Genomic DNA, 19686 nt, shown 5'->3' on the forward strand with positions numbered 1-19686 from the left:
GACACCGCGGCCGGAGAAACCGGACCCCGCAGCCGACGACTCACGACGAGGACACCTCCATGAAGCCCGACATCCATCCCCCGTACGGCCCGGTCGTCTTCCGCGACAAGGCCGCCGACTTCGCCTTCCTCACTCGCTCGACCGCCACCAGCGACACGACGGTGGTGTGGGAGGACGGCAGGACCTACCCCGTCATCGACGTGGAGATCTCCTCGCGGAGCCACCCCTTCTACACCGGCACCGCCCGCGTCCTGGACACCGCGGGCCGCGTCGAGCGCTTCGAGCGCCGGTACGCGCGGCGGGGTCCGCGATGACGCGGGGGTACGACCGGCTGCCGGTCGTCGTGGTGGCCGGTATGCACGGCGACGCGCGCCGCACGGTCGTCGGGCAGTTGCTGTCGATGGTCCCCGACAGCGTCGCCCTGCACCACGACCTGTCGCGGGCCGCGGAGCGCGGTGTCGTGCGCCGTACGGTGCGCGACGCGGACGGCCTCGTGTCCGAGGGCGAGACGCCGCTGGTCAACGACTGCGCGTGCTGCGCTCTGCGCGAGGACCTGGTGCCGGAGCTGGAGCGGCTGGCCGCGAGCGGTCTGACCCGGCTCGCGGTGGTGGAGCTGTGGGACTCCGTCGAGCCGCAGGGGATGGCCGAAATCATCGCCGAACTTGGCTCCGGCTTCCTGGAGTTGGCCGGTGTCATGACGGCGGTCGACCCCGCTCTCGTCCTGCCCTGCCTGGCCAACGGCGACGACCTCGGCGACGCGGGCCTCGCGGTGGCGCAGCAGGACCGGCGCACCGTCGGCGACACCTGGGCCCGCCAGTTGGAGTACCCGCCGGTGCTGGTGGTCGTCCAGGACGAGGAGCCGACCGACGAGGAGCGCGCCCTGCTGCGTCAACTCCACCCGACAGCGCGGCAGGTGGCGGCGGGCACCACCGAGCTGGCCAGGATGGCCTTCGCCGGTTTCGATGTCGCAGGCGCCGCCGCCGCGCAGCACCCCGCCTGCTCACGGCTGCCGCAGGAAGCGGAGGAGGCCGGGGTAGGCACCCTGGTCTGGCGCAGGCGCCGCCCTTTCCACCCCGGCCGGTTGTACGCGGCACTGGAGGATCTGGCCTGCGCCGCCGCCCGCAGCCGTGGCCGCTTCTGGCTCGCGGACCGGCCCGACACGCTCCTGGCGTGGGACGCGGCCGGTGGCGCCCTGTGCGTGGAGAGCGTCGGCCCGTGGCTGGCGTCGCTGCCGGACGCGGCCTGGGAGCTGGAGTCCCCGGTCCGTACGGCCGCCGCGTCCCTCGACTGGGACCCGGAGCACGGCGACCGCTGCCAGCATCTGGTCTTCACCTCCCCCGGCCTCGACCGGTCGGGACTCGAAGACCTTCTGGACTCCTGCCTGTTGACGGACGCCGAGTACGCGGCGGGCCGCGCCGGATGGCGGACCCTCCCGGCCGCCTTCGACGAACTGCTCTCCCCGCTGTCCTGATCCGCCCTTTCCCCCGGCCGGAGCGGCCGGGACCCGAACCGACCGGGGCAAGATCCGCAGCCGCCGCGTCACCCGGATCAGCGCGCGGCAGCAGCGCCAGATCACCAAGGCCGTCAAGAACGCCCGTGAGATGGCGCTGCTCCCCTACGCCTCGACTCCGCCGAAGGGGAGCGCTTCCCCGCGCCAGACCGCCACACGAGCCGCTCGCGCGACGGTCGTTCGGAGCGTGGGCGTGGTTCCAGAGCATGGCGCTGGTCCAGAGCGTGACGGCGGCTCAGAGCGTGAGGGCGGCTCAGAGCGTGGCGGACGCGTCGCCGATCGCCTGGTCGAGGACGGCCAGGCCCAGGGAGAGTTCGTCCTCGGTGGCGGTCAGGGGCGGGGCGATGCGGAAGACCCCGCCCATGCCGGGGAGTTGGACGATGTTCATGTGCAGGCCGAGTTCGAGGCAGCGGCGGGTGACGCGTGCGCCCAGCTCGTCGGAGCTCTGCTTCGTGTCGCGGTCGACGACGAGTTCGAGTCCGGTCAGCAGGCCGCGGCCCCTGATGTCGCCGACCACAGCGTGGTGTTCGGCGATCTCCGCCAGGCCCTCGCGGAGGAACGCGCCGAGCGCGCGGGCGCGTTCGTCGAGCCTGTCGGCGATCAGGACGTCGAGGACGGTGTTGCCGACGGCCGCCACGAGCGGGTCGGCGGCGTGCGTGGTGAAGAACAGGAACCCGCGGTCGTACGCCTCCTGTTCGATCGCGGCGCTGGTCACGACGGCCGCCAACGGCAGTCCCGCGCCGAGCGTCTTGGACAGGGTGAGGATGTCGGGGACGATGCCGTCGCGCTCGAACGCGTACCAGGTCCCGGTGCGGCACAGACCGGTCTGGGCCTCGTCCAGGATCAACAGCATCCCGCGCTCACGGCACTTGTCGCGCAGGGCCGCGAAGTAGCCGGGCGGCGGCTCGATGACACCGCCCGAGCTGAGGATCGGCTCGACCAGGCACGCGGCCAGGCTGCCGGTGGACTGCGCGTCGATCAGGTCGAAGGCGAAGTCGAGTTGGCGGCGCCAGTCGAGCGCGCCGTCGGGCGTGGTGAAGTCGGGCCGGTACGCGTTCGGTACGGGGATGGCGAAGTTGCCGGGCGCGGCCGGCCCGTACCCCTTGCGGCCCGCGCTGTACGTGGCGGACGCCGCCGCCTGCGTCATGCCGTGCCAGGAGCGGGCGAAGGAGACGATCTCGTGCTTGCCGGTGACGAGTTTCGCCATCCGGATCGCGGCCTCGTTGGACTCGGCGCCGGTCGTCAGCAGCAGCACCTTGTCCAGGGGCGCGGGCAGGGTGTCGGACAGCCGCCGGGCGAGGTCGACGACCGGTCGGCTGAGCATGCCGCTGTAGAGGTGGTCGAGGTCCGCGATCTGCCGCCGGACGGTGGCGACGATCGCCGGGTGCGAGTGCCCGAGGATCGCGCTCATCTGGCCGGAGGTGAAGTCCAGGATCTTCCGGCCGTCGGCGGTGTACACGAAGCTTCCGGCGGCGCGTTCGATGATCTCGGGGGTGAACTCGGGTCCGTAGCGCACGAGATGCCGTTCGGCGTCGGCCCAGAAGCTCTCGGCGGACGGCGGGGCGGACGGGACGGTCGCGGGGCCGGTGATCACGCCGGGGGTCGTGCCCGCGGTCGTACCGGTGGAAGCGCCCGTGGAGGTGCCGGTTGAGGTGCCGGTAGTGGACGTGGGGGTGCCAGTGCGGGAAGCAGCCATGTCCTCGACGGTAGGCGGCCCGCGAGCGACACGTCCATCGCACATTTCCGGCTGTCCTGTTCGGTAGATCCGCACAAGAATGGACCCGTGATGAATCCCTGGCGGCTGCGGCTGCTCACCCAGCTCGATACGCTCGGCACCATCCGGGCCGTGGCCCAGGCCGCCAGCCTGAGCCCGTCGAGCGTGTCGCAACAGCTCGCCGTGCTGGAGACCGAGACCCGTACGCAGCTTCTGGAACGCACCGGGCGCCGGGTGCGGCTGACCTCGGCCGGGCTGATCCTCGCCCGGCGGGCGCGCGCCGTCCTCGACCACATGGACAGCGTCGAGGCGGAGCTGCACGGCTTCGGCGAGGAGCCGGCCGGACTCGTACGCCTGGGCGCGTTCCAGAGCGCGATCCACACCATGGCCGTGCCGGTCGTGACCCGACTGGCCCGTGAACACCCGCGCCTCGACATCGAGTTGCTGCAACTGGAGCCGCACGAGAGCATGCCGGCGCTGCGCAGCGGCGACGCGGACGTCATCATCACGACCACCGACTTCGACGAGCTGCCCCTGGGCCCCGACCTCGACCTCGTCCCGCTGGCCAGGGACCCGATCCTGCTGGTCGTACCGCCGGAGCACCCCGCGGCGGGACGCGGCGCCGCGGACCTCGCGGCGTACGCGGACGAGCCGTGGTCCTTGGACATGCCGCAGTCGTACATGGCCGGGCTGGCCCTGCGGCTGTGCCGCCAGGCCCAGTTCGAACCGCGCGTGGTCTGCCGCTTCAGCAACTACATGATGACCCTCCAGCACGTCGAGGCCGGGCTCTCCATCACCCTCCTCCCCGGCCTGACCGTGGCCCACAGCCGCTACCGCGTCGCCACCCGCGAGCTCGCGACCCCCGTATCCCGTACCATCACCGCCGCGATCCGCCGCGGCTCCCCGCCCCGCGCGGCCGTCCACGTCGTCCTCGACGCCCTGCGCCAGATCACGGACCTCCCCCTGCCCCTCCCCGGCTCCGTGGCCGGGCCGCCGGGCGGGGCCCGCCCCGAGCCTCCCCGGCACCGCGACCGGTAGTTCCACCGGACACGCCCTAGCATCGTCCCGACCGCAGGGACCGTCGACCGCCGCCAACCCGAGGTGTCCTCCATGACGCAGCTCGTCCGTCACGTCGTACGCGACCAGGTCGCGACGATCACTCTCGACTCGCCGCACAACCGCAACGCGCTCTCCTCCCGACTGGTCGCGGAGCTGACCGAGGCCCTGGAGTCCTCGGGCGCCGACGCCGATGTGCGCGCGGTCGTCCTGACCCACACCGGGCGTACGTTCTGCGCGGGCGCCGACCTGTCGGAGGCGGGCGGCGGCTCGATGACGGCGGCGACGCAGGCGATCGTCTCGCTGCTCGGCCTGATCGTGGAGCTGCCCAAGCCGGTGATCGCGCGGGTCACCGGGCATGTACGGGCCGGTGGGATGGGCATCGTCGGCGCGTGCGACATCGCGGTGGCCGACGAGGGCGCGTCCTTCGCCTTCACCGAGGCGCGGATCGGCGTCACGCCCGCGATCATCTCGCTGTGCACGCTGGACGTCATGGAACCGCGCGCGGGCGCGCACTACTACCTGACCGGCGAGACCTTCGACGCGGCGCGCGCCGCGCAGATCGGCCTGATCACGTCGGCGGCCCCGGCCGACGGGATCGACGCCGTCGTCGCCCGCTTCACCGCCGCCGTCCGCGAGACCTCACCGCAGGGTTCCGCCGAGACGAAGAAGCTGCTGACGGCGGACCGGCGGCGGCGGATCGCCGCGGACGCGAGCGGCCTCACCGCCCTGTCGGCGCGGCTGTTCGCCAGCGAGGAGGCGCAGGAGGGCATCCGCGCGTTCATGGAGCGCCGTCCGCCCCGGTGGCGCGCCGCCGGGTGACTCCACGCGGTACGGCCACGGACCGCCTGGGCGTGGCCGGTGGCCCGGTGCCGACCTCCGCTTCCGCCGCCGACCACCGTGGACCGCCGCTACGCCGACGGGTCACCGATCGGCGCGGGCGGCGATCGAGCGGGCGCGCAGGTGGACGGGGCGGTCGACCATGTGGCCGTCCACGAGCTTCACTTCGTCCTCCGTGGTGAGTTCGAGGACCCGCAGGGCCCAGGCGAGTTCGTCCGGGTCGGGGGCGAGGGCCTCGTGGACGGCGGGCACTTGGGCGGGGTGAATGCACAACTTGCCGGTGAAGCCGCTGTCGAGGGACGCACGGGCTTGCGCCAACACCGTTTCCCGGTCGCGGACTTCGGTGCAGACGCCGTCCACGGGAGCGGGCAGTCCCGCGGCGGCCGAGGCGGCGACCAGGGCGAATCTGGCGGGGACGAGCCGCGCGGTGTCGTCGGGCCGCAGCCCCAACTGGGCACAGAGGTCCAGGTGTCCGAAGACCAGCCGGACGACGCCGGGCGCCGCCGCGATCAGCCGGGCGTCGAGGACGCCGACCGCCGTCTCGATCAGCGGGAGCACGGCTGAGCCGGGCGGCAGGGCGGCCAGGACCGCCGCGACCGTGGCCGCGTCCTCGGCTTTGGGGACGACGACCGCGACGGGCGCGCCCGCCGCGCCGAGCGCCGCCAGATCCGCCGAACCACGGTGCGTGCGGGGGTCGTTGACGCGGATCACCACGCCGGTCGCCCGGCCCAGCAGCGCCGTCGCGTTGGCCAGCGCGGCCTCCTTCGCGTCGGGCGGCACCGCGTCCTCCAGATCGACCACGACCGCGTCCGCACCGCCGGCGAGCGCCCGGTCGAACCGTTCGGGCCGGTCGCCCGGCACGAACAGGAAGGACCGGGCGCGGCCCAGCGCGTCCGCGACACCCGTACGGTCGCCTCCTCCGTACGGGCCCGCGCTGTCGTTGTCCTCGGAAGGTGCCATGGCTGATCCGCTCTCCTTCGATGGTGCCCGGCGGCGACGGCTCGGCTGGTTCAGTCGGCGGCGGGTGCGGCGTCCCGCGCGGTCATCCGTACGCAGCAACGCCCTTGTGACCATGCTTCGATGGACAGGGCGCCGTCCTCCCGCCCGGCCGAGCCGACGGTGACCTCCTGGCCGACGTAGGCGGTCGAGGTCAGCCGGTAGGTGAGGTGCGTCGGCGCGGCGCCGAGGCGGTACCGGGCGTGTTCGGCGCACCAGAGGGCGAGCAGCGGGCCGTGGACGACGAGGCCGGGGTGGTGCTCGACCTCGCGGACGTACGGGGCGTCGTAGTGGATGCGGTGCAGGTTGTAGGTGAGCGCGCTGTACGCGAACAGGTAGCGCTCGTCGGGGACATGGGTGGCCGACGGGGTGACCGGGGACACCGCGCCTCCGGTGGTGGCGGTGGGCGGTCCGATGTCGGCCGCGCGGCGGTAGACGATGTCGCGCCGCTCCCTGATCCGGTCCTCGCCCGCGACCGACCACACGTGGTCCTCGGTGACCAGCAGCAGCACGCCGGAGCGGCCCTCGCGCACCCGGACGTCGGCGACGCGGCTCATGCGGTCGACGCGGTCGCCGACCCGCAGCGGCGCGACGACCTCCACCGTGCCGCCGCCGAACATCCGCCGCCGGTCGGCCAGCGGGGGCAGCAGCGCCCCGCCCTTGGGGTGTCCGTCGGCGCCGATCCGCTCGATCCCGACGGCGTCGCGCAGCAGCACCTCGTGCCAGAGCGGCGGCAGTTCGGCGCCGTCCTCGGGGGCGGGTACGTCCAACAGCGCGGCGAGCTTGTCGGTGGTCCCCCGCTCCACCGCGCCGCTGGCCTGCGCGGGCTCCGGTCGCCAGGTGGCGGCGATCTTCTCGAATTCGGGGGCGGTCAACGGCCTCTCCTGCCCACGACCGGGCCGCGCACCCGCACGCTCGACGCCATGGCCACCGGCCTTTCATATACGATTTCTCCAAATCGTACATGATGTAGGGTAAACGCCGTCCCAGCAGGGGAAACCGGCGGAGAACCCGGCAGAGGATCAGCGGAGAGAGTGGGTGCGGCCGGTGACGGACGGGCGCCGGAGGTCCGACGACGTCGCCTCGTACGTACGCGATCTGATCGTCTCGGGCGGGGTCGCGCCGGGTGAGTTCCTGCGGCTCGAACCGCTCGCCCAGCGGCTGGGGCTGAGCGTCACGCCGGTACGCGAGGCGATGGGTCTGCTGCGTGGCGAGGGATTCGTGGAACTGGAGCCGAACCGCGGCTTCGTCGTGCTGCCGCTGTCCCGCTCGGACATCGAGGACATCTACCGGGTGCACGCGTTCGTCTCGGGTGAACTGGCCGCGCTCGCCAGCCGTCGCCTCACCGCGGAGGCGCTGGACGGGCTCATGGCGCTCCAGGAAGAGCTCGTCGCGGCACACCGGGCAGGTGACGCCGCGCGGGTGGAACGGCTCAACCACTTCTTCCACCGCGAGATCAACCGCGCCGCGGGCTCCCCGCGCCTGCTGTGGTTCCTGCGGACCGCGTCGCGTTACGCGCCCCGGATGTTCTTCTCCGGCGTCGACGGCTGGGCGGAGGCGTCCGCGCACGACCACGAGGCGATCCTGACCGCACTGGCGGACCACGATCCGGACGCGGCCCGTACGGCGATGGCCGACCACGTCCGGCACGCGGGCGAACTGCTGGCCCGACACCACGAGAGCCGCTGACGCGAGCCCGACTCCGGTACGGGGAGCCGGTGTTGACCTCCTCCCCGCCGACAGAGCAGGGACGTCGGGCCGTAACATTCGCGCACGTCGACCCGGTTGAGCGCGGCGGCCAGGTCGGGCGATCTCGATCAGGGCGACGGCGGCGCCGCGTCGGCGCGGGCCGTGGTCGTTCAGCAGCCGTCGAAGGATGCCGACCCGGCGGCGATCCGCTCCGCGCGGCCGGACCCCGAATTCAGCCGCGCACCCTCGCCCGCGATCTTCCCGGTGGACCATTCGCCGAGGTGCCCCGGACACCGTCGAAGGTGTGGTCCATGCCGACGACCACGGCGGCGAGGGGTTGACCGCCAGCCGTTCGAGGACCCGCCCGTCGAGTCCGTCGGGGCACGCCGCGCCGGACTCGACGCCCGGACACGGGCCATCAGACCGCTGACGATCGTGGCGGCCGTCGTCCGGGACACGCCCGCGTGGCGGGCCGACCCGGCGCGGTGCGGCGGCCCGCGGGCGAGCAGCAGGGCCGTGATCCGCTCCTGGTTCGTCTGCCGCAGGGCCCGCCGCGAGCCGCCGCTCTTCTGACGCGTGGCAGGGAGATCACCCGCACAGGCACTCTTCCTGCCGGAGGGCACGCCCCTCGCTTCGGCCGCTCAGCCGCACCCGAGACGGCGGCATCTGCGACCGCTGCGGCGCCAAGCACCTGATCGGCATCGGCGGAAGGCTCGCCCCGCGTCCGCGCCGCGTGGCGTCGTACGGGCCCGAACCCTCCGCTCTGGGCGTCGCCCGGCCGGTAATCTCCGGGCCATGGGAGAGCATCGCGAGCGCTCGGCGCGTCTGGTGCCGGGGATCCTGGCTGTCCTTCAGGCGCTCTGGTGGGCTGTGGCCGCGCTGGGGCGGGACGCGTCGCCCGGTCCGGCCCGTACGGCGCTGGCCGCGGCGGCCGTCGCGGTCGCCTTCGGTGCGATGGCGGTCCGGCGTGCCGCCCCGGCGGCGGCCCTGGCCGCCGCGGTCGCCGCCGTGGTGGGCGCGGATGTCTCGCGGGTCCTGGCCTGGGCGCCGGTGACCGTGGCGGCGGTGCTCGTCGCGCTGTACTCACTGGCCCTGCGCCGTACCGCGGGCGCGTCGGCGCTCGGGGCGCTCCTCGCCGCCCTGACCGTCGGCTGCCTCGTGCTGTGGCACGGCGCGCAGCCGCGGATCGTGGCGGCAGGCGCCCTGCTGGCCTGTGCGGGCGCGGCGGCCGTATGGGTACGGGGCCGGTCCCGCCGATGGCGCCGGGCTCTCGGTTCCGCGCGGGAGGAGTACGCCCGGCGGGCACCCGACCTGCTCCGGCACACCGCGCGCGGTGAACGCCAGGGTTTCTCGGCCGAGTTGCACGACGTGGTGGCGCACCGGCTGACGGGTGTCACGGTGTCGGCCGCCGCCGCGCTGCGGCTCGGACATGAGGACCTGATGGCTGAGGCCACCCGGCACGCGAGCCACGAGGGGCGGCTGGCGCTCCTCGAACTCGACGCGCTGGCCGACGCGCTCGCGGTGCCCCGCCGTCTGGAGGAGGTCGACGCCCTGGTGGCGGCCTTCCCCGGCGTCCGCTACACCCGCACGGTCGCCGCCCTGGAGCCCGCGGTGGAGCCCGCCACGGCCTCGCTGGCCTTCCGTGTCGTCCGTGAGGCGCTGACGAACACCGTCCGGTACGCGGCCGGAGCGACGGTGGAGGTGCGGCTGGCCGTCGAACGCGGCGACCTCGTCGTCCATGTGCGGGACAGCGGCGGCGCGCCCGCGGTCGACGACCTCGGCAGCGGCAGCGGCCTGACCGCGCTGGCCGAGGCGGTCGCGGCCGACGGCGGGCGGCTGACGGCGGGCCCGGTGGGCACGGGGTGGCGGGTCAGCGCGCGGCTGCCGCTGGCGACCGGGCCGACCGCCGTACGCGAAAGCGCCCGTTTCAGGTCCGGTCGGCGCGGCCCCGCGGCACTGGACGCGGCCCTCGCCCTGCTCGGCCTGGCGGTTCCGCTGGGCGCCGGTCTGCTGCCCGGCGGCGGCCCCGACGTCTTCCCCGGCGGCGCCGGGGCCACCGGCCACATCGTGCTCCTCGCCCTGCTCGTCCTGCACGCGCTGCCGCTCGCCCGGCGGCGTACGGCTCCGCGAAGCGGCCTGCTGGCGGCCTCGGCCGCGGTGCTGCTGTGGCTCGGTTGCGACCGGCTGGGCGTCACCGCGCCGCACACCACGGACTTGCTGCTGTGGTGCTGGTGGGGCGATCTGGTGCTGCTGTACTCGGTCGCGGCCCGCGCGCCGACCGCCCCGGGCGCGCGGCGGACCTGGCCCGCGGTGCTCGGCGTCGCCGCGGTGGCGGGGCTGGCCATGGTCAGCGAGGACGTGCGGCGGGTCGCGCTGGGCTGGGCGGTGTTCGGCGCGCTGGCAGCGGTGCCCGCGGCGGCCGTCTGGGCGTGCGGGGTCCGGTCCTGCGGGCGCCGCCGCACCGGAGCCGACAGCGAGAGCGCCCGGCGAGCGGCGCTGAACCGGGCGGCGGCCGAGGCGGCGCGGGCCGAACGGCTGCGGCTGTCCGCCGAACTGCGCGCCACGGCGCGCCGCCCGGTGGCGGCCATGGTGGCCGCGGCCGACGCCGCCGACCTGCCGCAGGTGCTGGCCGAGGCGCGCGGCGGCCTGCGGGCGCTGCGTGAGCTGCTGACCGAGGTCCGCGAACCGCTCGACGCCGACGACGACGTACCGCCGCCCACGGTGGCGGGCATCGCCGCCCTGGCCGCCAGGCACCGCGCGACGGCCCGGCTGACCGGGCGCGTGCGGTCGCTTCCGGCCGCGATGGAGGTCGCCGCCTACCGGTCGGCGGAGGCGCTGATGTCCGACGAGGCGCGGGTCACCGTGCACTACGCGGCCGACGGGGTCGAGATCGTCGTCCACCGCCGACCCCCGGCCGGACCGTCGCTGCGGCGGCTGCACGCGATGGCCGACGCCGTCGGCGGTACGCTCGCGACGACCGGCGACGGCACGGTCCGCGTATGGCTTCCCGAGGTGGTGCCGGCATGATCCGGGTGACGGTCGCGGACGACCAGGCCGTGGTGCGGGCCGGTATCGCCGCGGTGCTCGACGCCGAGGCCGATCTGAGCGTCGTGGGCCAGTGCGCCGACGGGGAGGCCGCCGTGGCCCTCGCCGCCGAACTGCGCCCCGACGTGGCGGTGGTGGACATCCGTATGCCGAGACTCGACGGCATCGCCGCCGCCGCGCGCATCACCGCCCACGTGCCGCAGACCCGCGTCCTGGTGCTGACGACCTTCGGCCTGGACGAGTACGTGTTCGCCGCGCTGCGGGCCGGGGCCGCGGGGTTCCTGCTCAAGGACGCCGAACCCGAACGCGTCATCGACGCGGTCCGGGTCGTCGCCGCGGGGGACGCCCTGCTGGACCCCGGCATCACCCGCCGTCTGATCGACCGTTTCACGTCCGCGCCGGGTCCCGACGACGCGGCGCCGCTGGCCGCGCTCACGCCCCGGGAGACCGAGGTGCTCGTCCAGGTGGCGCGCGGCGGGACGAACGCGGAGATCGCCGAGGCGCTCGGCATCAGCGCGGCCACCGTCAAGGACCATGTCGCCGTCGTCCTGGGCAAGTTGGGCGTACGCGACCGCGTCCACGCCACCATCGCCGCGTACGAGTCGGGGCTGATCCGACCGGGCGTACGCCGACCCCGCCGGACGGCGGGGTCGGTCCCCGCCGTCCGGCCGTCGCGCCCCCCTGTCCATCCGGCCCCTGAGCAGGAGGAACGCGGCCAGGGGCGCTCATAGCGTTTCCGACATGGCACAGACACTCCTACGCCGCACCGCTGGCGTCCTGCTCCTTCTGGTGGCCGCGGTTCTCGGGCTCGCCGCGGCCGTGGCCGGTTTCATCGGCGCGGGCGCGGCCACCGCTTCCGTCCCGCTCCTGGTGGCGGCGGCCCTCGCCGTCCTGTTCGGCGTCACCTTCCTCGTGGCGTGGCCCGGCTTCGTACTGTTCGGCGTCGCCCGTCGGCGCCGGGCCGCGGTGATCTCCGCCACCGTGCTCGCCGTGGTGGCCGCGGCGCTGTCGGGGGCGACCGTCCTGCGGCCGATGCCGCGGCCCGCGGACGGGAAGGTACCGCCGGACGTGCGTTTCTGGGCGCTGCCGACCGGCTCCCGGATCGCGTACCGCGAGGCGGCGGCCACGGGCACGGCCAGGCCCGCACCGGTGATCTTCCTGCACGGCGGTCCGGGCACCGCCAATGACGACATCTCGCAGGCGGGCCGCGCGCTGGCCGCCGACGGCTTCGACGTCTACGCGTACGACCAGGTCGGCTCGGGACGCTCCAGCAGGCTGCGCGACGTGACGCAGTACACCGTCGCCCGGCAGGTGGCGGATCTGGACGCCATCCGCCGGACGATAGGCGCGGAGAAGATCATCCTGGTCGGCCAGTCCTGGGGCGGCTCGCTCGCCGCCCACTACATGGCCGCGCATCCCGACCGGGTGGCCAAGGCCGTCCTCAGCTCGCCGGGCGTGCTCTGGTACGGGGCCTTCCCCGACGGCGAGACCGGTGAGCTGTGGGACCGGCTGACGCCGGAGGCCAGGAAGCGGGTCGACGAGCTGACCAACACTCCCCGGATGATCGCCATGGCCCTGCTCCAGTCGGTCAACCCCGACGCGGCGCACCACCTGGTCGGCGACCGGGAGGCCGACCAGCGCTTCCGGGAGATCCTCACCACGTCACTGCCCGCCGCCCAGTGCCCCGGCCGGCCCCCGGCGCGGCTCCCGGACAACCGCACGGGCTTCTACGTCAACCAGTTCACCATCGACGACGCCAAGCACCTGCCGGACCCGCGTCCCCGGCTGCGCACGGCGCGCATACCGACGCTCATCATGCGCGGCGAGTGCGACTACAAGAAGTGGGAGGTCACCTACGACTACAAGCGCACACTTCCCGACGCGACCCTGGTGTACGTGCCCGGCGCCGGGCACGCCATCGCGATCGACCGGCCCGCGGTCTACGAGTCGGCGCTCATGGCCTTCCTGCTGGACCGGCCGCTTCCGTTGCGGCCCTACACCGGGACGGCTCCGCCGTCGTGAGGCGCCCGTGAGATGCCGTGAGATGCCCGTGAGATGCCCGTGACATGCCGGCGTGAGATGCCCGTGCGGTGACAAACCCCCCGGGGGGCATTTCCCGCTCCCACGGAATTCACGCGCCCACGAGAAAAGGCCGCCCCGGCGAGTGCCGGGGCGGCCCCAAATTTCCCTGCCGCTCGCTGTGTCAGCGGTTACGGTGGCTGCCGTAGTACTCGCCCACCTGCTGGTGGTATCCGGCGTCGCCGACGTGCTTGTCCTTGTCGAACTCAGGGGAGTTCTTGATCTGCTCCTTCGTCAGCTCGACGAAGATCTTCTGGTCCGCCGCGTCGATCGACCTCACGGTGCCGGCCGGGAGCAGTACGTGCTTGCCGAAAATCCACACACCCGTGTCGACCACCAGATATGCGGAGTCGACGTCATCGGAGTGCTTGTCGACCTTTCCGATGTGGCCGTCGGTCGCCTCGACCTTGTATCCGATCAGGTCGGTTCCCGCCGTGTGGCCGGAGGTCTGCTCGTAGCCCCAGATATTGTCACTCATGTCGCGGCTCCTTTATCGCAATTTCCGTCCCGATTCGCGGTAGTGACGTTGTGTCATCCGATAGTCAGTGACGCTTGCTCACACCGTCGCGTGCCCGCCCGTCCCGCACGCACACCTCATATGCCGAAGATTATTGCCGTGCGGCAAATATTCGTCTGAGCAGCGGAAACGGCGCGGTGCTCCGGCCGGACGCCTGGCGTCGAGGTGTGATCGGGGTCACGACAAAAGCCCGCCGGGCCGGAGAATCGCTCTCCGCCAGCGGGCTTCGCGCGGCCCTCGGGCCCTCGGTCAGAGGCGCAGCAGGCGCTCGGTGAGTTCACGGTAGTCGCGCAGCAGGCCCACGGCGCCGTCCGGGACGGCGTCTGCGTCCTGCCAGCGGGCGCGCAGGACGCGCAGCCGCTCGGCCAGCACCTCGGCGAGGTGGCCGCTGGCCGCGTCGAGGGCCTGGTCGGCCTCGTCCAGCGCCTGGCGCGGACTCTCGCCGAAGGAGCCCGCGGCCCGCTGGAGGAGCGCGGCGGAGTCGTCGCGCTCCTTCTGCGGCAGCAGCGGCTCGGGCCGGGACTCGCGCTTGGCCCACCGTTCGGTGAACGCCGGATTCTCCGCCCCGGTCGCGGGCTGCCGTGCGCGTTCGGCGTCATACATCATGTGAAGTGCCACTTCTCTCTGCCGTGCGGGGTCGTGATCCGGGCCGTGGTGTCGTGCCGACGCCCACCCGAACACCATGAGATCGGTGGAAGCTGAAGGCTGTGGCGTGCCGAAGGCGCGCCGCGTACCGCCCTACGCCGTACTGGCCAGTGAACTCCGGGCGTCACCGCATGTCAACGCGTCATCGGCCGACCGGGGCGCGCCCGGGCGGTTCCGCCTCACAAGAGCTCCGCCGCGTGGCGCGGCTCCTGGGGGCGGGGTAGGAGATGACGGTGCCGGGTCCTTCGAGTGCCCGGGCCAGGAGCCGGTCGACGGGGACACCCCGGATCGAGGCGTCGAGCACCTGCACGGTGTGGGCGACGGGTAGCCGCTCGCCCATGCGGGCCAACGTGGTGGCGACCTGCATCCAGCAGCCGGGGTTCGCGGTGACCATGATGTCCGCGCCGGTCGCCAGGACCGCCTTGGCCTTGCGTTCGCCGAGTTCGCGTGCGGGTTCCGCGTGCAGCAGGTTGTACGTGCCCGCGCTGCCGCAGCAGATCTCGGCCTCCGCCAACTCCCTTGTCTCCAGGCCGGGAACGGCCCGCAGCAGTCGGCGTGGCTGGTCGCGTACGGCCTGCGCGTGCGCCAGGTGGCAGGCGTCCTGGTAGGCGACGGTCATGGGGAGCGGGTGCCTGGGGGCCACGGGGCCCAATTCGTCCAGGAGTTCGGTGATGTCCATGACCTTGGCGGCCAGCGCCTCCGCGCGCCGCGCCCAGTCGGGCTCGTCGCGCAACTGGTGGCCGTACTCCTTGAGGTTGGACCCGCAGCCCGCGGCGTTCACCACGACGGTCTCCACCCCGGCCGCCTCGAACGTCTCGATGACGGACTTCGCGAAGCGCTCCGCCTCGGGGGCCCGGCCCGCGTGCGCGGACAGCGCGCCGCAGCAGCTCTGACGTCGCGGTACGACCACGTCGCAGCCCTCGGCGGCCAGGACGCGTACGGTCGCGGCGTTCACATCGGGGAAGAAGGTCCCCTGGACGCAGCCGGTGAGCAGGCCGACGGTACGGCGGCGGGCGCCGGCGGCGGGGGTGTGTTCCGGCAGCTTGTCGACGTGGCCGAGCCTGGGGGCCAGCGACTCCATGGCCTGGAGGGGGCGCGGCAGCCGTCGCAGCACTCCGCCGCGGGCGAGCAGCCGCCCGAGACCGCTCGCCTGGTAGACGCGCAGCGGTCCGCGCAGGGCGCGCAGACGGCGGGGGTAGGGAAACAGGCCGTAGATCAGGGCGCGCAACAGCCGTTCGGCGCGCGGCCGTTGGACCCGGCGTTCGAGCTGGGCGCGGGTGCTCTCGATGAGCTTGTCGTACTGCACGCCGGACGGGCAGGCCGTCACGCACGCCATGCAGCCGAGGCACTGGTCGAGGTGACGCACGCTGCCCGCGTCGAAAGCGTCGCCTTCGAGTCCGGCCTTCATGATGTCGATGCGTCCGCGCGGGCTGTCCATCTCCTCGCCCCACAGCACATACGTCGGGCAGGTGGGCAGGCAGAAGCCGCAGTGCACGCAGTCCCCGACGAGCGCCGCGTCCGGCGGGTGGTGGGCGTCGAAGGCGCTGCCCGGCGGCGGCGCGCTGCCCGGCATGCCGAGGGCGACGGTGGCGGCGCCCGCGCTGGGCGCGACGGACACACCGAGTACGGGCGGCACCGGGACCGGGGGCTCCCCCGAACCCCGTGGCGGGAGCGACTCGTTGGAGGAGCCCGTTGAACCCCCGTCCGGGAGCGACCCGTTGGAGGAGCCCTTGGAGGCGTCCTTGGAGGCGTCCGCCGAATTCCCGTGCGGAAGGGGCCCGTTGGGGGTGTCCGCGGCCATCTAGAGTCCTCCGAGCAGTCGGCCGGGCGACAGGCGCCGCTCCGGGTCGAAGCGGTCCTTGACCCGCGTCATCAGGTCGAACGAGTCGGCGACCGGCCCCCAGTGGTCGAGCGCGTCGCGCGCGTCGTCGGCGGCGATCACCACCGCGGAGCCGTCGTACGGGGCGATCGACGCCCGCAGCGCCGCGAGGTCGGTGTCGGTGGGCACCGCCATGTACGCCACTCCCGTGCAGGCCGACGCGGTGCCCGAAGCGCCGTCCGGGAGGGCGTCGAGCACGCGGGGCAGCGCGAAGGGTTCGTGGGCAAGCCGCAGGACGAGGCCGCCGGTCGGCCGCGCTCCGAACCAGTCGGGGACCTCGTCCGCGTGCGCCCCCACCCCCAGCAACGCGATCGCGGCGCGCGACTGGGCGCGTACGGAAGCGGCGCTGCTCTCGAAGAGCACGGTCAACTCCCCCGCCCGCGAAGACCAGTTGAGTTCGACGGCGGTGGGGGTGAGCGTGGAGCGGGCGAGCAGCGCGGCGTACCTGCCCGCTTCGGCGCTGTCCTGTACGGGCACGGTGACCGCGCCGGTGACCGGGGGCAGCGGGTGGAGGCGCCAGGTCGTGGAGACCAGGACGCCGAGGCCGCCGTGCGCTCCGGTGTAGAGCTTGCCGAGGTCGTATCCGGCCACGTTCTTGACGACCTTGCCGCCCGATCGCGCGAGCGTGCCGTCGGCCAGGGCGACGGTGACGCCGATGAGCAGGTCGCGGGCGGTGCCGTAGCGCAGTCGGCGCGGCCCCGAGGCGTTGGCGCTGACGATCCCGCCGAGCGTGGCGCCCGCTTCCGGCGGGTCGAGGGCGAGCGTCTGGCCGTGTTCCGCGAGCTGTCGTTGCAGGTCGGCCAGTGGCACCCCGGCCTCGGCGACGACCACGAGGTCGCCGGGCGCGTACTCCACGACCCGGCCCAGTCCCGCGGTGCGCAGCAGCAGGTCGCAGGAGGTGGCAGAGGCGGCCCAGCCGGTCTTCGTACCGCCGCCGACCGGGACGACGGTGCCGGTGGTGCTCCGCAGGATCTCGGCGACCTCGGCGGCGGTCGCGGGTTCGACGACCTCGGCGGCGGCCACGGGTTCGACGGTCTCGGACCGTACGGCCCCCGCCTGCGCGGTGTCCGGACGCGCGCGGTGCGGTGCGGTCATGTCAGAACACCTCGCCCAGCGCCGGGTCGTGCGTGTCGGCGGCGGTGCGGACGCCGGGGCGCTCCCCGCACAGCCGCGGGGTCGGGAACTGCTTGCCGGGGTTGGCGATGTTGTCGGGGTCGAAGGCGCAGCGGACGAGTTGCATGGTGTCCAGGTCCTCGTCCGTGAACTGCCGGGCCATCCGCGACTTCTTCTCCAGGCCGACGCCGTGTTCCCCGGTGATGGAGCCGCCCGCGTCGACGCACAGGTCGAGGATGGCGAAGCCCAGCTCCTCCGCGGCGTGCGCGGCGCCGGGGACGGTGTCGTCGAAGAGGATGAGGGGGTGCAGATTGCCGTCGCCCGCGTGGAAGACGTTGGCGACGCGGATCCCGGCGCGCTCGGCGAGGCGGCCGACCTCGGTGAGGATCTCGGGCAGCCGGGTGCGCGGGATGACGCCGTCCTGGACGTAGTAGGCGGGACTGATCCGGCCGACGGCCGCGAAGGCGGACTTGCGGCCCTTCCACATCAGGGCGCGCTCGGCGGCGTCGCGGGCGATGCGGGTCTCGAACGCGTGGCGCGCGGCGGCCAGTTGCTCGACCTGGACGAATTGTTCGTCCACCTCGACGTGGGGGCCGTCGAGTTCGATGACGAGAACGGCGACCGCGCCCCGCGGGTAACCGCAGTTGACCGCGGCCTCGGCCGCCTCGATGGCGAGGGCGTCCATCATCTCGATGGCCGCGGGCAGGATGCCCGCCGCGATGATGTCGCTGACGGCTCCCGCCGCGTCCTCCACGGTGCGGAAGCCGACGAGCATGGTCTGCACGGATTCGGGCGCCTGGATGGTGCGGACGGTGACCTCGGTGGCGACGCCGAGCGTGCCCTCGCTGCCCACGAACGCGCCGAGCAGGTCGAGGCCCGGGTGTTCGGGCGCGGTGCCCCCGAGGTGCACCACCTCGCCGTCGGGCAGGACGACTTCCGCGCCCATGACGTGGTTGACGGTGAAGCCGTACTTGAGGCAGTGCGCGCCGCCCGCGTTCTCCGCGACATTGCCGCCGATGGAACAGACCTGCTGCGATGACGGGTCGGGCGCGTACGCCTGGCCGTAGGGGGTGGCCTCGCGGGTGACCGACAGGTTGATCACGCCGGGCTCGACGACGACGCGGGCGTTGTCGGGGTCGACGGAGACGATCCGGCGGAGCCTGGACAGCACGATGAGGACGCCGTCGGCGACGGGGACGGCGCCGCCGGACAGCCCGGTACCGGAGCCGCGGGCGACGAACGGGACTCCGGCCTCGGCGCACAGCCGCACCGCCGCCACGACGTCGTCGCGGTGCTCGGCGAGGACGACGACGGCGGGCCGTACCCGGAAGTTGGTCAGGCCGTCGCATTCGTAGGTGCGCAGTTGGGCGGGGTCGGTGAGGACCTTCTCCGCGCCGATGGAGGCGCGCAGCCGGGCCGCGAGCCCTGGCGCCTTGGGCGTGGGCCGGTCCGCGTCGGCCGGGACGGCGGTCATCGCGCACTCCTCCGCTTGATTCCACTCCTCGGTAACTGAATACCGAATGATGGAAGAATGCCGTCGCCTTCCGAGCACGTCAAGGGTGGCGGGTGGCATTCGTCACCCCCGCACGGACCGCCCCTCCCGCCCCAGGCGGCCACAGGCCGCGACCGTCGCCTTCCGTCCGGGCTTGGAACAATGGGGCTCGATTCAGCAGCTAGAGTGCTGAATCATGGAACTGCGCCAGCTCGAATACTTCGTGGCGGTCGCCGAGGAGCGGCACTTCACCCGGGCCGCCCAGCGCATGCTGGTCTCCCAGTCCGGGCTGTCCGCCTCGGTGCGCGCGCTGGAGCGCGAGCTGGGCTCGCCGTTGTTCGTCCGTACCACACGCAGCGTCGAACTCACCGGCGCCGGGCGGGCGTTGCTCGTGGAGGCGACCCGTACGCTGGCCGGCGCCCGCGCCGCGCGGGAGGCCGTGGCCGCGGTGCAGGGGCTGCTGCGCGGCACTCTCTCGGTCGGCATCGAGCAGTGCGTGACCATCGACATCGGCGACCTGCTGGCCCGCTTCCGCGCCCGGCACCCCAATGTCGAGGTCCGGCTGCGCCAGGCGGGCTCGACCGTGCTCGCTGGCGACGTGGCCGACGGCCATCTCGACGTCGCCTTCGTGACCCTGCCGGGAGCGCCGCCCGAGGGCGTACGCCTGCTGCCGCTGACCACCGAGCCGATGGTGCTGCTCTGCGACCCCGGCCACCGGCTGGCGGGCGAGCCGCAGGTGAAGTGGGCGGACCTCGACGGCGAGACCTTCGTGGACTTCCACGCCGACTGGGGCGCCCGGCAGCTCACCGACCGGGCCTTCGCCGCCTGCGGCGCCTCCCGCCAGGTCGCCCTCGAGGTGTACGACGTGCACACGGTGATCGACCTGGTCCGCTACGGGCTCGGCATCGCGGTCGTCCCGCGCCCCATCGCCCGCAAGGAGTCGGCCGCGTCGCTGTGCGCCGTGCCGATCACCGGCGCCGAGGACCCGGGCTGGCCGGTCTCCGTCGCCCTGCCCGACGACGACCGGCCAGGACCGGCCGCGCGGGAACTCCTGTCGTACCTGGACCGCTGACCGGATCACGCCCGTCCCCCGTCCGCGCGCCGTGCCCCC

At 73.7% G+C, this 19686-nt stretch carries 18 protein-coding genes and 1 pseudogene; 11 read left to right on the forward strand and 8 right to left on the reverse strand.

The genetic code is table 11. From position 1 onward, the window contains the following. The first annotated feature begins 59 nt into the window (after nucleotides 1-59). The 3 genes and pseudogenes from ACIOC1_RS14885 to rpsR all read left to right on the forward strand — a co-directional run. Entirely contained in the window at nucleotides 60-314 is a 255-nt protein-coding gene (locus ACIOC1_RS14885; RefSeq protein ID WP_355335009.1) for a type B 50S ribosomal protein L31, read from the forward strand. Further along, entirely contained in the window at nucleotides 311-1471 is a 1161-nt protein-coding gene (locus ACIOC1_RS14890; protein ID WP_401854439.1) for a CobW family GTP-binding protein, read from the forward strand. Before ACIOC1_RS14885 ends, ACIOC1_RS14890 begins: the two co-directional genes overlap by 4 nt. Before the next feature lie 37 nt (nucleotides 1472-1508). Beyond that, nucleotides 1509-1625 (forward strand): annotated as a pseudogene (gene rpsR / locus ACIOC1_RS14895) (30S ribosomal protein S18); the annotation flags it as partial. A gap of 138 nt (nucleotides 1626-1763) precedes the next feature. Here rpsR and ACIOC1_RS14900 read toward each other — a convergent pair. After that, entirely contained in the window at nucleotides 1764-3206 is a 1443-nt protein-coding gene (locus tag ACIOC1_RS14900; protein ID WP_401854442.1) for an aspartate aminotransferase family protein, read from the reverse strand. A 90-nt stretch (nucleotides 3207-3296) separates the two neighbouring features. Between ACIOC1_RS14900 and ACIOC1_RS14905 the strand changes: the two genes are divergently transcribed. Together ACIOC1_RS14905 and ACIOC1_RS14910 are read left to right on the forward strand one after the other, a co-directional pair. Then, on the forward strand, nucleotides 3297-4262 hold the full coding sequence (locus ACIOC1_RS14905; protein ID WP_401854890.1) for a LysR substrate-binding domain-containing protein: 966 nt from the start codon (nucleotides 3297-3299) through the stop codon (nucleotides 4260-4262). A 72-nt stretch (nucleotides 4263-4334) separates the two neighbouring features. Continuing rightward, nucleotides 4335-5102: an enoyl-CoA hydratase family protein gene (locus ACIOC1_RS14910; protein WP_401854444.1), complete on the forward strand. Its 768-nt coding sequence runs from the start codon at nucleotides 4335-4337 to the stop codon at nucleotides 5100-5102. 102 nt (nucleotides 5103-5204) lie between these two features. Here ACIOC1_RS14910 and ACIOC1_RS14915 read toward each other — a convergent pair whose 3' ends face one another. Together ACIOC1_RS14915 and ACIOC1_RS14920 are read right to left on the reverse strand one after the other, a co-directional pair. Beyond that, nucleotides 5205-6080 carry an HpcH/HpaI aldolase/citrate lyase family protein gene (locus ACIOC1_RS14915; protein WP_401854446.1) on the reverse strand — a complete coding sequence of 292 codons (876 nt, stop codon included), beginning with the start codon at nucleotides 6078-6080 and terminating at the stop codon, nucleotides 5205-5207. 50 nt (nucleotides 6081-6130) lie between these two features. Further along, entirely contained in the window at nucleotides 6131-6991 is an 861-nt protein-coding gene (locus tag ACIOC1_RS14920; protein WP_401854448.1) for a MaoC family dehydratase N-terminal domain-containing protein, read from the reverse strand. A 172-nt stretch (nucleotides 6992-7163) separates the two neighbouring features. On the opposite strand from ACIOC1_RS14920, the gene ACIOC1_RS14925 reads away from it, so the two are divergent. From ACIOC1_RS14925 to ACIOC1_RS14945, 5 genes are all read left to right on the forward strand, one after another. Continuing rightward, nucleotides 7164-7805 carry a GntR family transcriptional regulator gene (locus tag ACIOC1_RS14925; protein ID WP_401854451.1) on the forward strand — a complete coding sequence of 214 codons (642 nt, stop codon included), beginning with the start codon at nucleotides 7164-7166 and terminating at the stop codon, nucleotides 7803-7805. 435 nt (nucleotides 7806-8240) lie between these two features. Beyond that, nucleotides 8241-8378: a hypothetical protein gene (locus ACIOC1_RS14930; RefSeq protein WP_401854453.1), complete on the forward strand. Its 138-nt coding sequence runs from the start codon at nucleotides 8241-8243 to the stop codon at nucleotides 8376-8378. A gap of 222 nt (nucleotides 8379-8600) precedes the next feature. Then, the gene (locus tag ACIOC1_RS14935) at nucleotides 8601-10832 is read left to right on the forward strand and encodes a hypothetical protein (RefSeq protein ID WP_401854456.1); all 2232 of its coding nucleotides are present in this window, start codon (nucleotides 8601-8603) and stop codon (nucleotides 10830-10832) included. Next, complete coding sequence (locus ACIOC1_RS14940) at nucleotides 10829-11581, forward strand: response regulator (protein ID WP_401854458.1); 753 nt, start codon at nucleotides 10829-10831, stop codon at nucleotides 11579-11581. Before ACIOC1_RS14935 ends, ACIOC1_RS14940 begins: the two co-directional genes overlap by 4 nt. Nucleotides 11582-11591: 10 nt before the next feature. Next, on the forward strand, nucleotides 11592-12872 hold the full coding sequence (locus ACIOC1_RS14945; protein ID WP_401854460.1) for an alpha/beta hydrolase: 1281 nt from the start codon (nucleotides 11592-11594) through the stop codon (nucleotides 12870-12872). A gap of 181 nt (nucleotides 12873-13053) precedes the next feature. On the opposite strand, the gene ACIOC1_RS14950 is transcribed toward ACIOC1_RS14945, so the two are convergent. The 5 genes from ACIOC1_RS14950 to ACIOC1_RS14970 form a co-directional block, all read right to left on the reverse strand. Next, entirely contained in the window at nucleotides 13054-13407 is a 354-nt protein-coding gene (locus tag ACIOC1_RS14950; protein ID WP_355335039.1) for a PRC-barrel domain-containing protein, read from the reverse strand. A gap of 288 nt (nucleotides 13408-13695) precedes the next feature. Further along, complete coding sequence (locus ACIOC1_RS14955) at nucleotides 13696-14052, reverse strand: hypothetical protein (protein WP_401854463.1); 357 nt, start codon at nucleotides 14050-14052, stop codon at nucleotides 13696-13698. A 181-nt stretch (nucleotides 14053-14233) separates the two neighbouring features. Then, complete coding sequence (locus tag ACIOC1_RS14960; RefSeq protein WP_401854465.1) at nucleotides 14234-15892, reverse strand: (Fe-S)-binding protein; 1659 nt, start codon at nucleotides 15890-15892, stop codon at nucleotides 14234-14236. After that, nucleotides 15893-17065, reverse strand: a complete 1173-nt coding sequence (locus ACIOC1_RS14965; protein WP_401854467.1) for an FAD-binding oxidoreductase — start codon at nucleotides 17063-17065, stop codon at nucleotides 15893-15895. A gap of 1 nt (nucleotide 17066) precedes the next feature. Then, nucleotides 17067-18557, reverse strand: a complete 1491-nt coding sequence (locus tag ACIOC1_RS14970) for an FAD-linked oxidase C-terminal domain-containing protein (protein WP_401854469.1) — start codon at nucleotides 18555-18557, stop codon at nucleotides 17067-17069. 214 nt (nucleotides 18558-18771) lie between these two features. On the opposite strand from ACIOC1_RS14970, the gene ACIOC1_RS14975 reads away from it, so the two are divergent. After that, nucleotides 18772-19647, forward strand: coding sequence for a LysR family transcriptional regulator (locus tag ACIOC1_RS14975; protein ID WP_355335053.1), 876 nt, complete (start codon nucleotides 18772-18774; stop codon nucleotides 19645-19647). Nucleotides 19648-19686 lie beyond the last annotated feature (39 nt).

The sequence above is a fragment of the Streptomyces sp. NPDC088197 genome, from assembly GCF_044741185.1.
GTDB lineage: Bacteria > Actinomycetota > Actinomycetes > Streptomycetales > Streptomycetaceae > Actinacidiphila.

What these genes read in the sequence shown, in the direction of transcription:
- ACIOC1_RS14885 (WP_355335009.1), top strand. Translation starts at nt 60, where the DNA reads ATGAAGCCCGACATCCATCCCCCGTACGGCCCGGTCGTCTTCCGCGAC.
- ACIOC1_RS14890 (WP_401854439.1), top strand. Translation starts at nt 311, where the DNA reads ATGACGCGGGGGTACGACCGGCTGCCGGTCGTCGTGGTGGCCGGTATG.
- ACIOC1_RS14900 (WP_401854442.1), bottom strand. Translation starts at nt 3,206, where the DNA reads ATGGCTGCTTCCCGCACTGGCACCCCCACGTCCACTACCGGCACCTCA.
- ACIOC1_RS14905 (WP_401854890.1), top strand. Translation starts at nt 3,297, where the DNA reads ATGAATCCCTGGCGGCTGCGGCTGCTCACCCAGCTCGATACGCTCGGC.
- ACIOC1_RS14910 (WP_401854444.1), top strand. Translation starts at nt 4,335, where the DNA reads ATGACGCAGCTCGTCCGTCACGTCGTACGCGACCAGGTCGCGACGATC.
- ACIOC1_RS14915 (WP_401854446.1), bottom strand. Translation starts at nt 6,080, where the DNA reads ATGGCACCTTCCGAGGACAACGACAGCGCGGGCCCGTACGGAGGAGGC.
- ACIOC1_RS14935 (WP_401854456.1), top strand. Translation starts at nt 8,601, where the DNA reads ATGGGAGAGCATCGCGAGCGCTCGGCGCGTCTGGTGCCGGGGATCCTG.
- ACIOC1_RS14940 (WP_401854458.1), top strand. Translation starts at nt 10,829, where the DNA reads ATGATCCGGGTGACGGTCGCGGACGACCAGGCCGTGGTGCGGGCCGGT.
- ACIOC1_RS14945 (WP_401854460.1), top strand. Translation starts at nt 11,592, where the DNA reads ATGGCACAGACACTCCTACGCCGCACCGCTGGCGTCCTGCTCCTTCTG.
- ACIOC1_RS14950 (WP_355335039.1), bottom strand. Translation starts at nt 13,407, where the DNA reads ATGAGTGACAATATCTGGGGCTACGAGCAGACCTCCGGCCACACGGCG.
- ACIOC1_RS14955 (WP_401854463.1), bottom strand. Translation starts at nt 14,052, where the DNA reads ATGATGTATGACGCCGAACGCGCACGGCAGCCCGCGACCGGGGCGGAG.
- ACIOC1_RS14960 (WP_401854465.1), bottom strand. Translation starts at nt 15,892, where the DNA reads ATGGCCGCGGACACCCCCAACGGGCCCCTTCCGCACGGGAATTCGGCG.
- ACIOC1_RS14965 (WP_401854467.1), bottom strand. Translation starts at nt 17,065, where the DNA reads ATGACCGCACCGCACCGCGCGCGTCCGGACACCGCGCAGGCGGGGGCC.
- ACIOC1_RS14970 (WP_401854469.1), bottom strand. Translation starts at nt 18,557, where the DNA reads ATGACCGCCGTCCCGGCCGACGCGGACCGGCCCACGCCCAAGGCGCCA.
- ACIOC1_RS14975 (WP_355335053.1), top strand. Translation starts at nt 18,772, where the DNA reads ATGGAACTGCGCCAGCTCGAATACTTCGTGGCGGTCGCCGAGGAGCGG.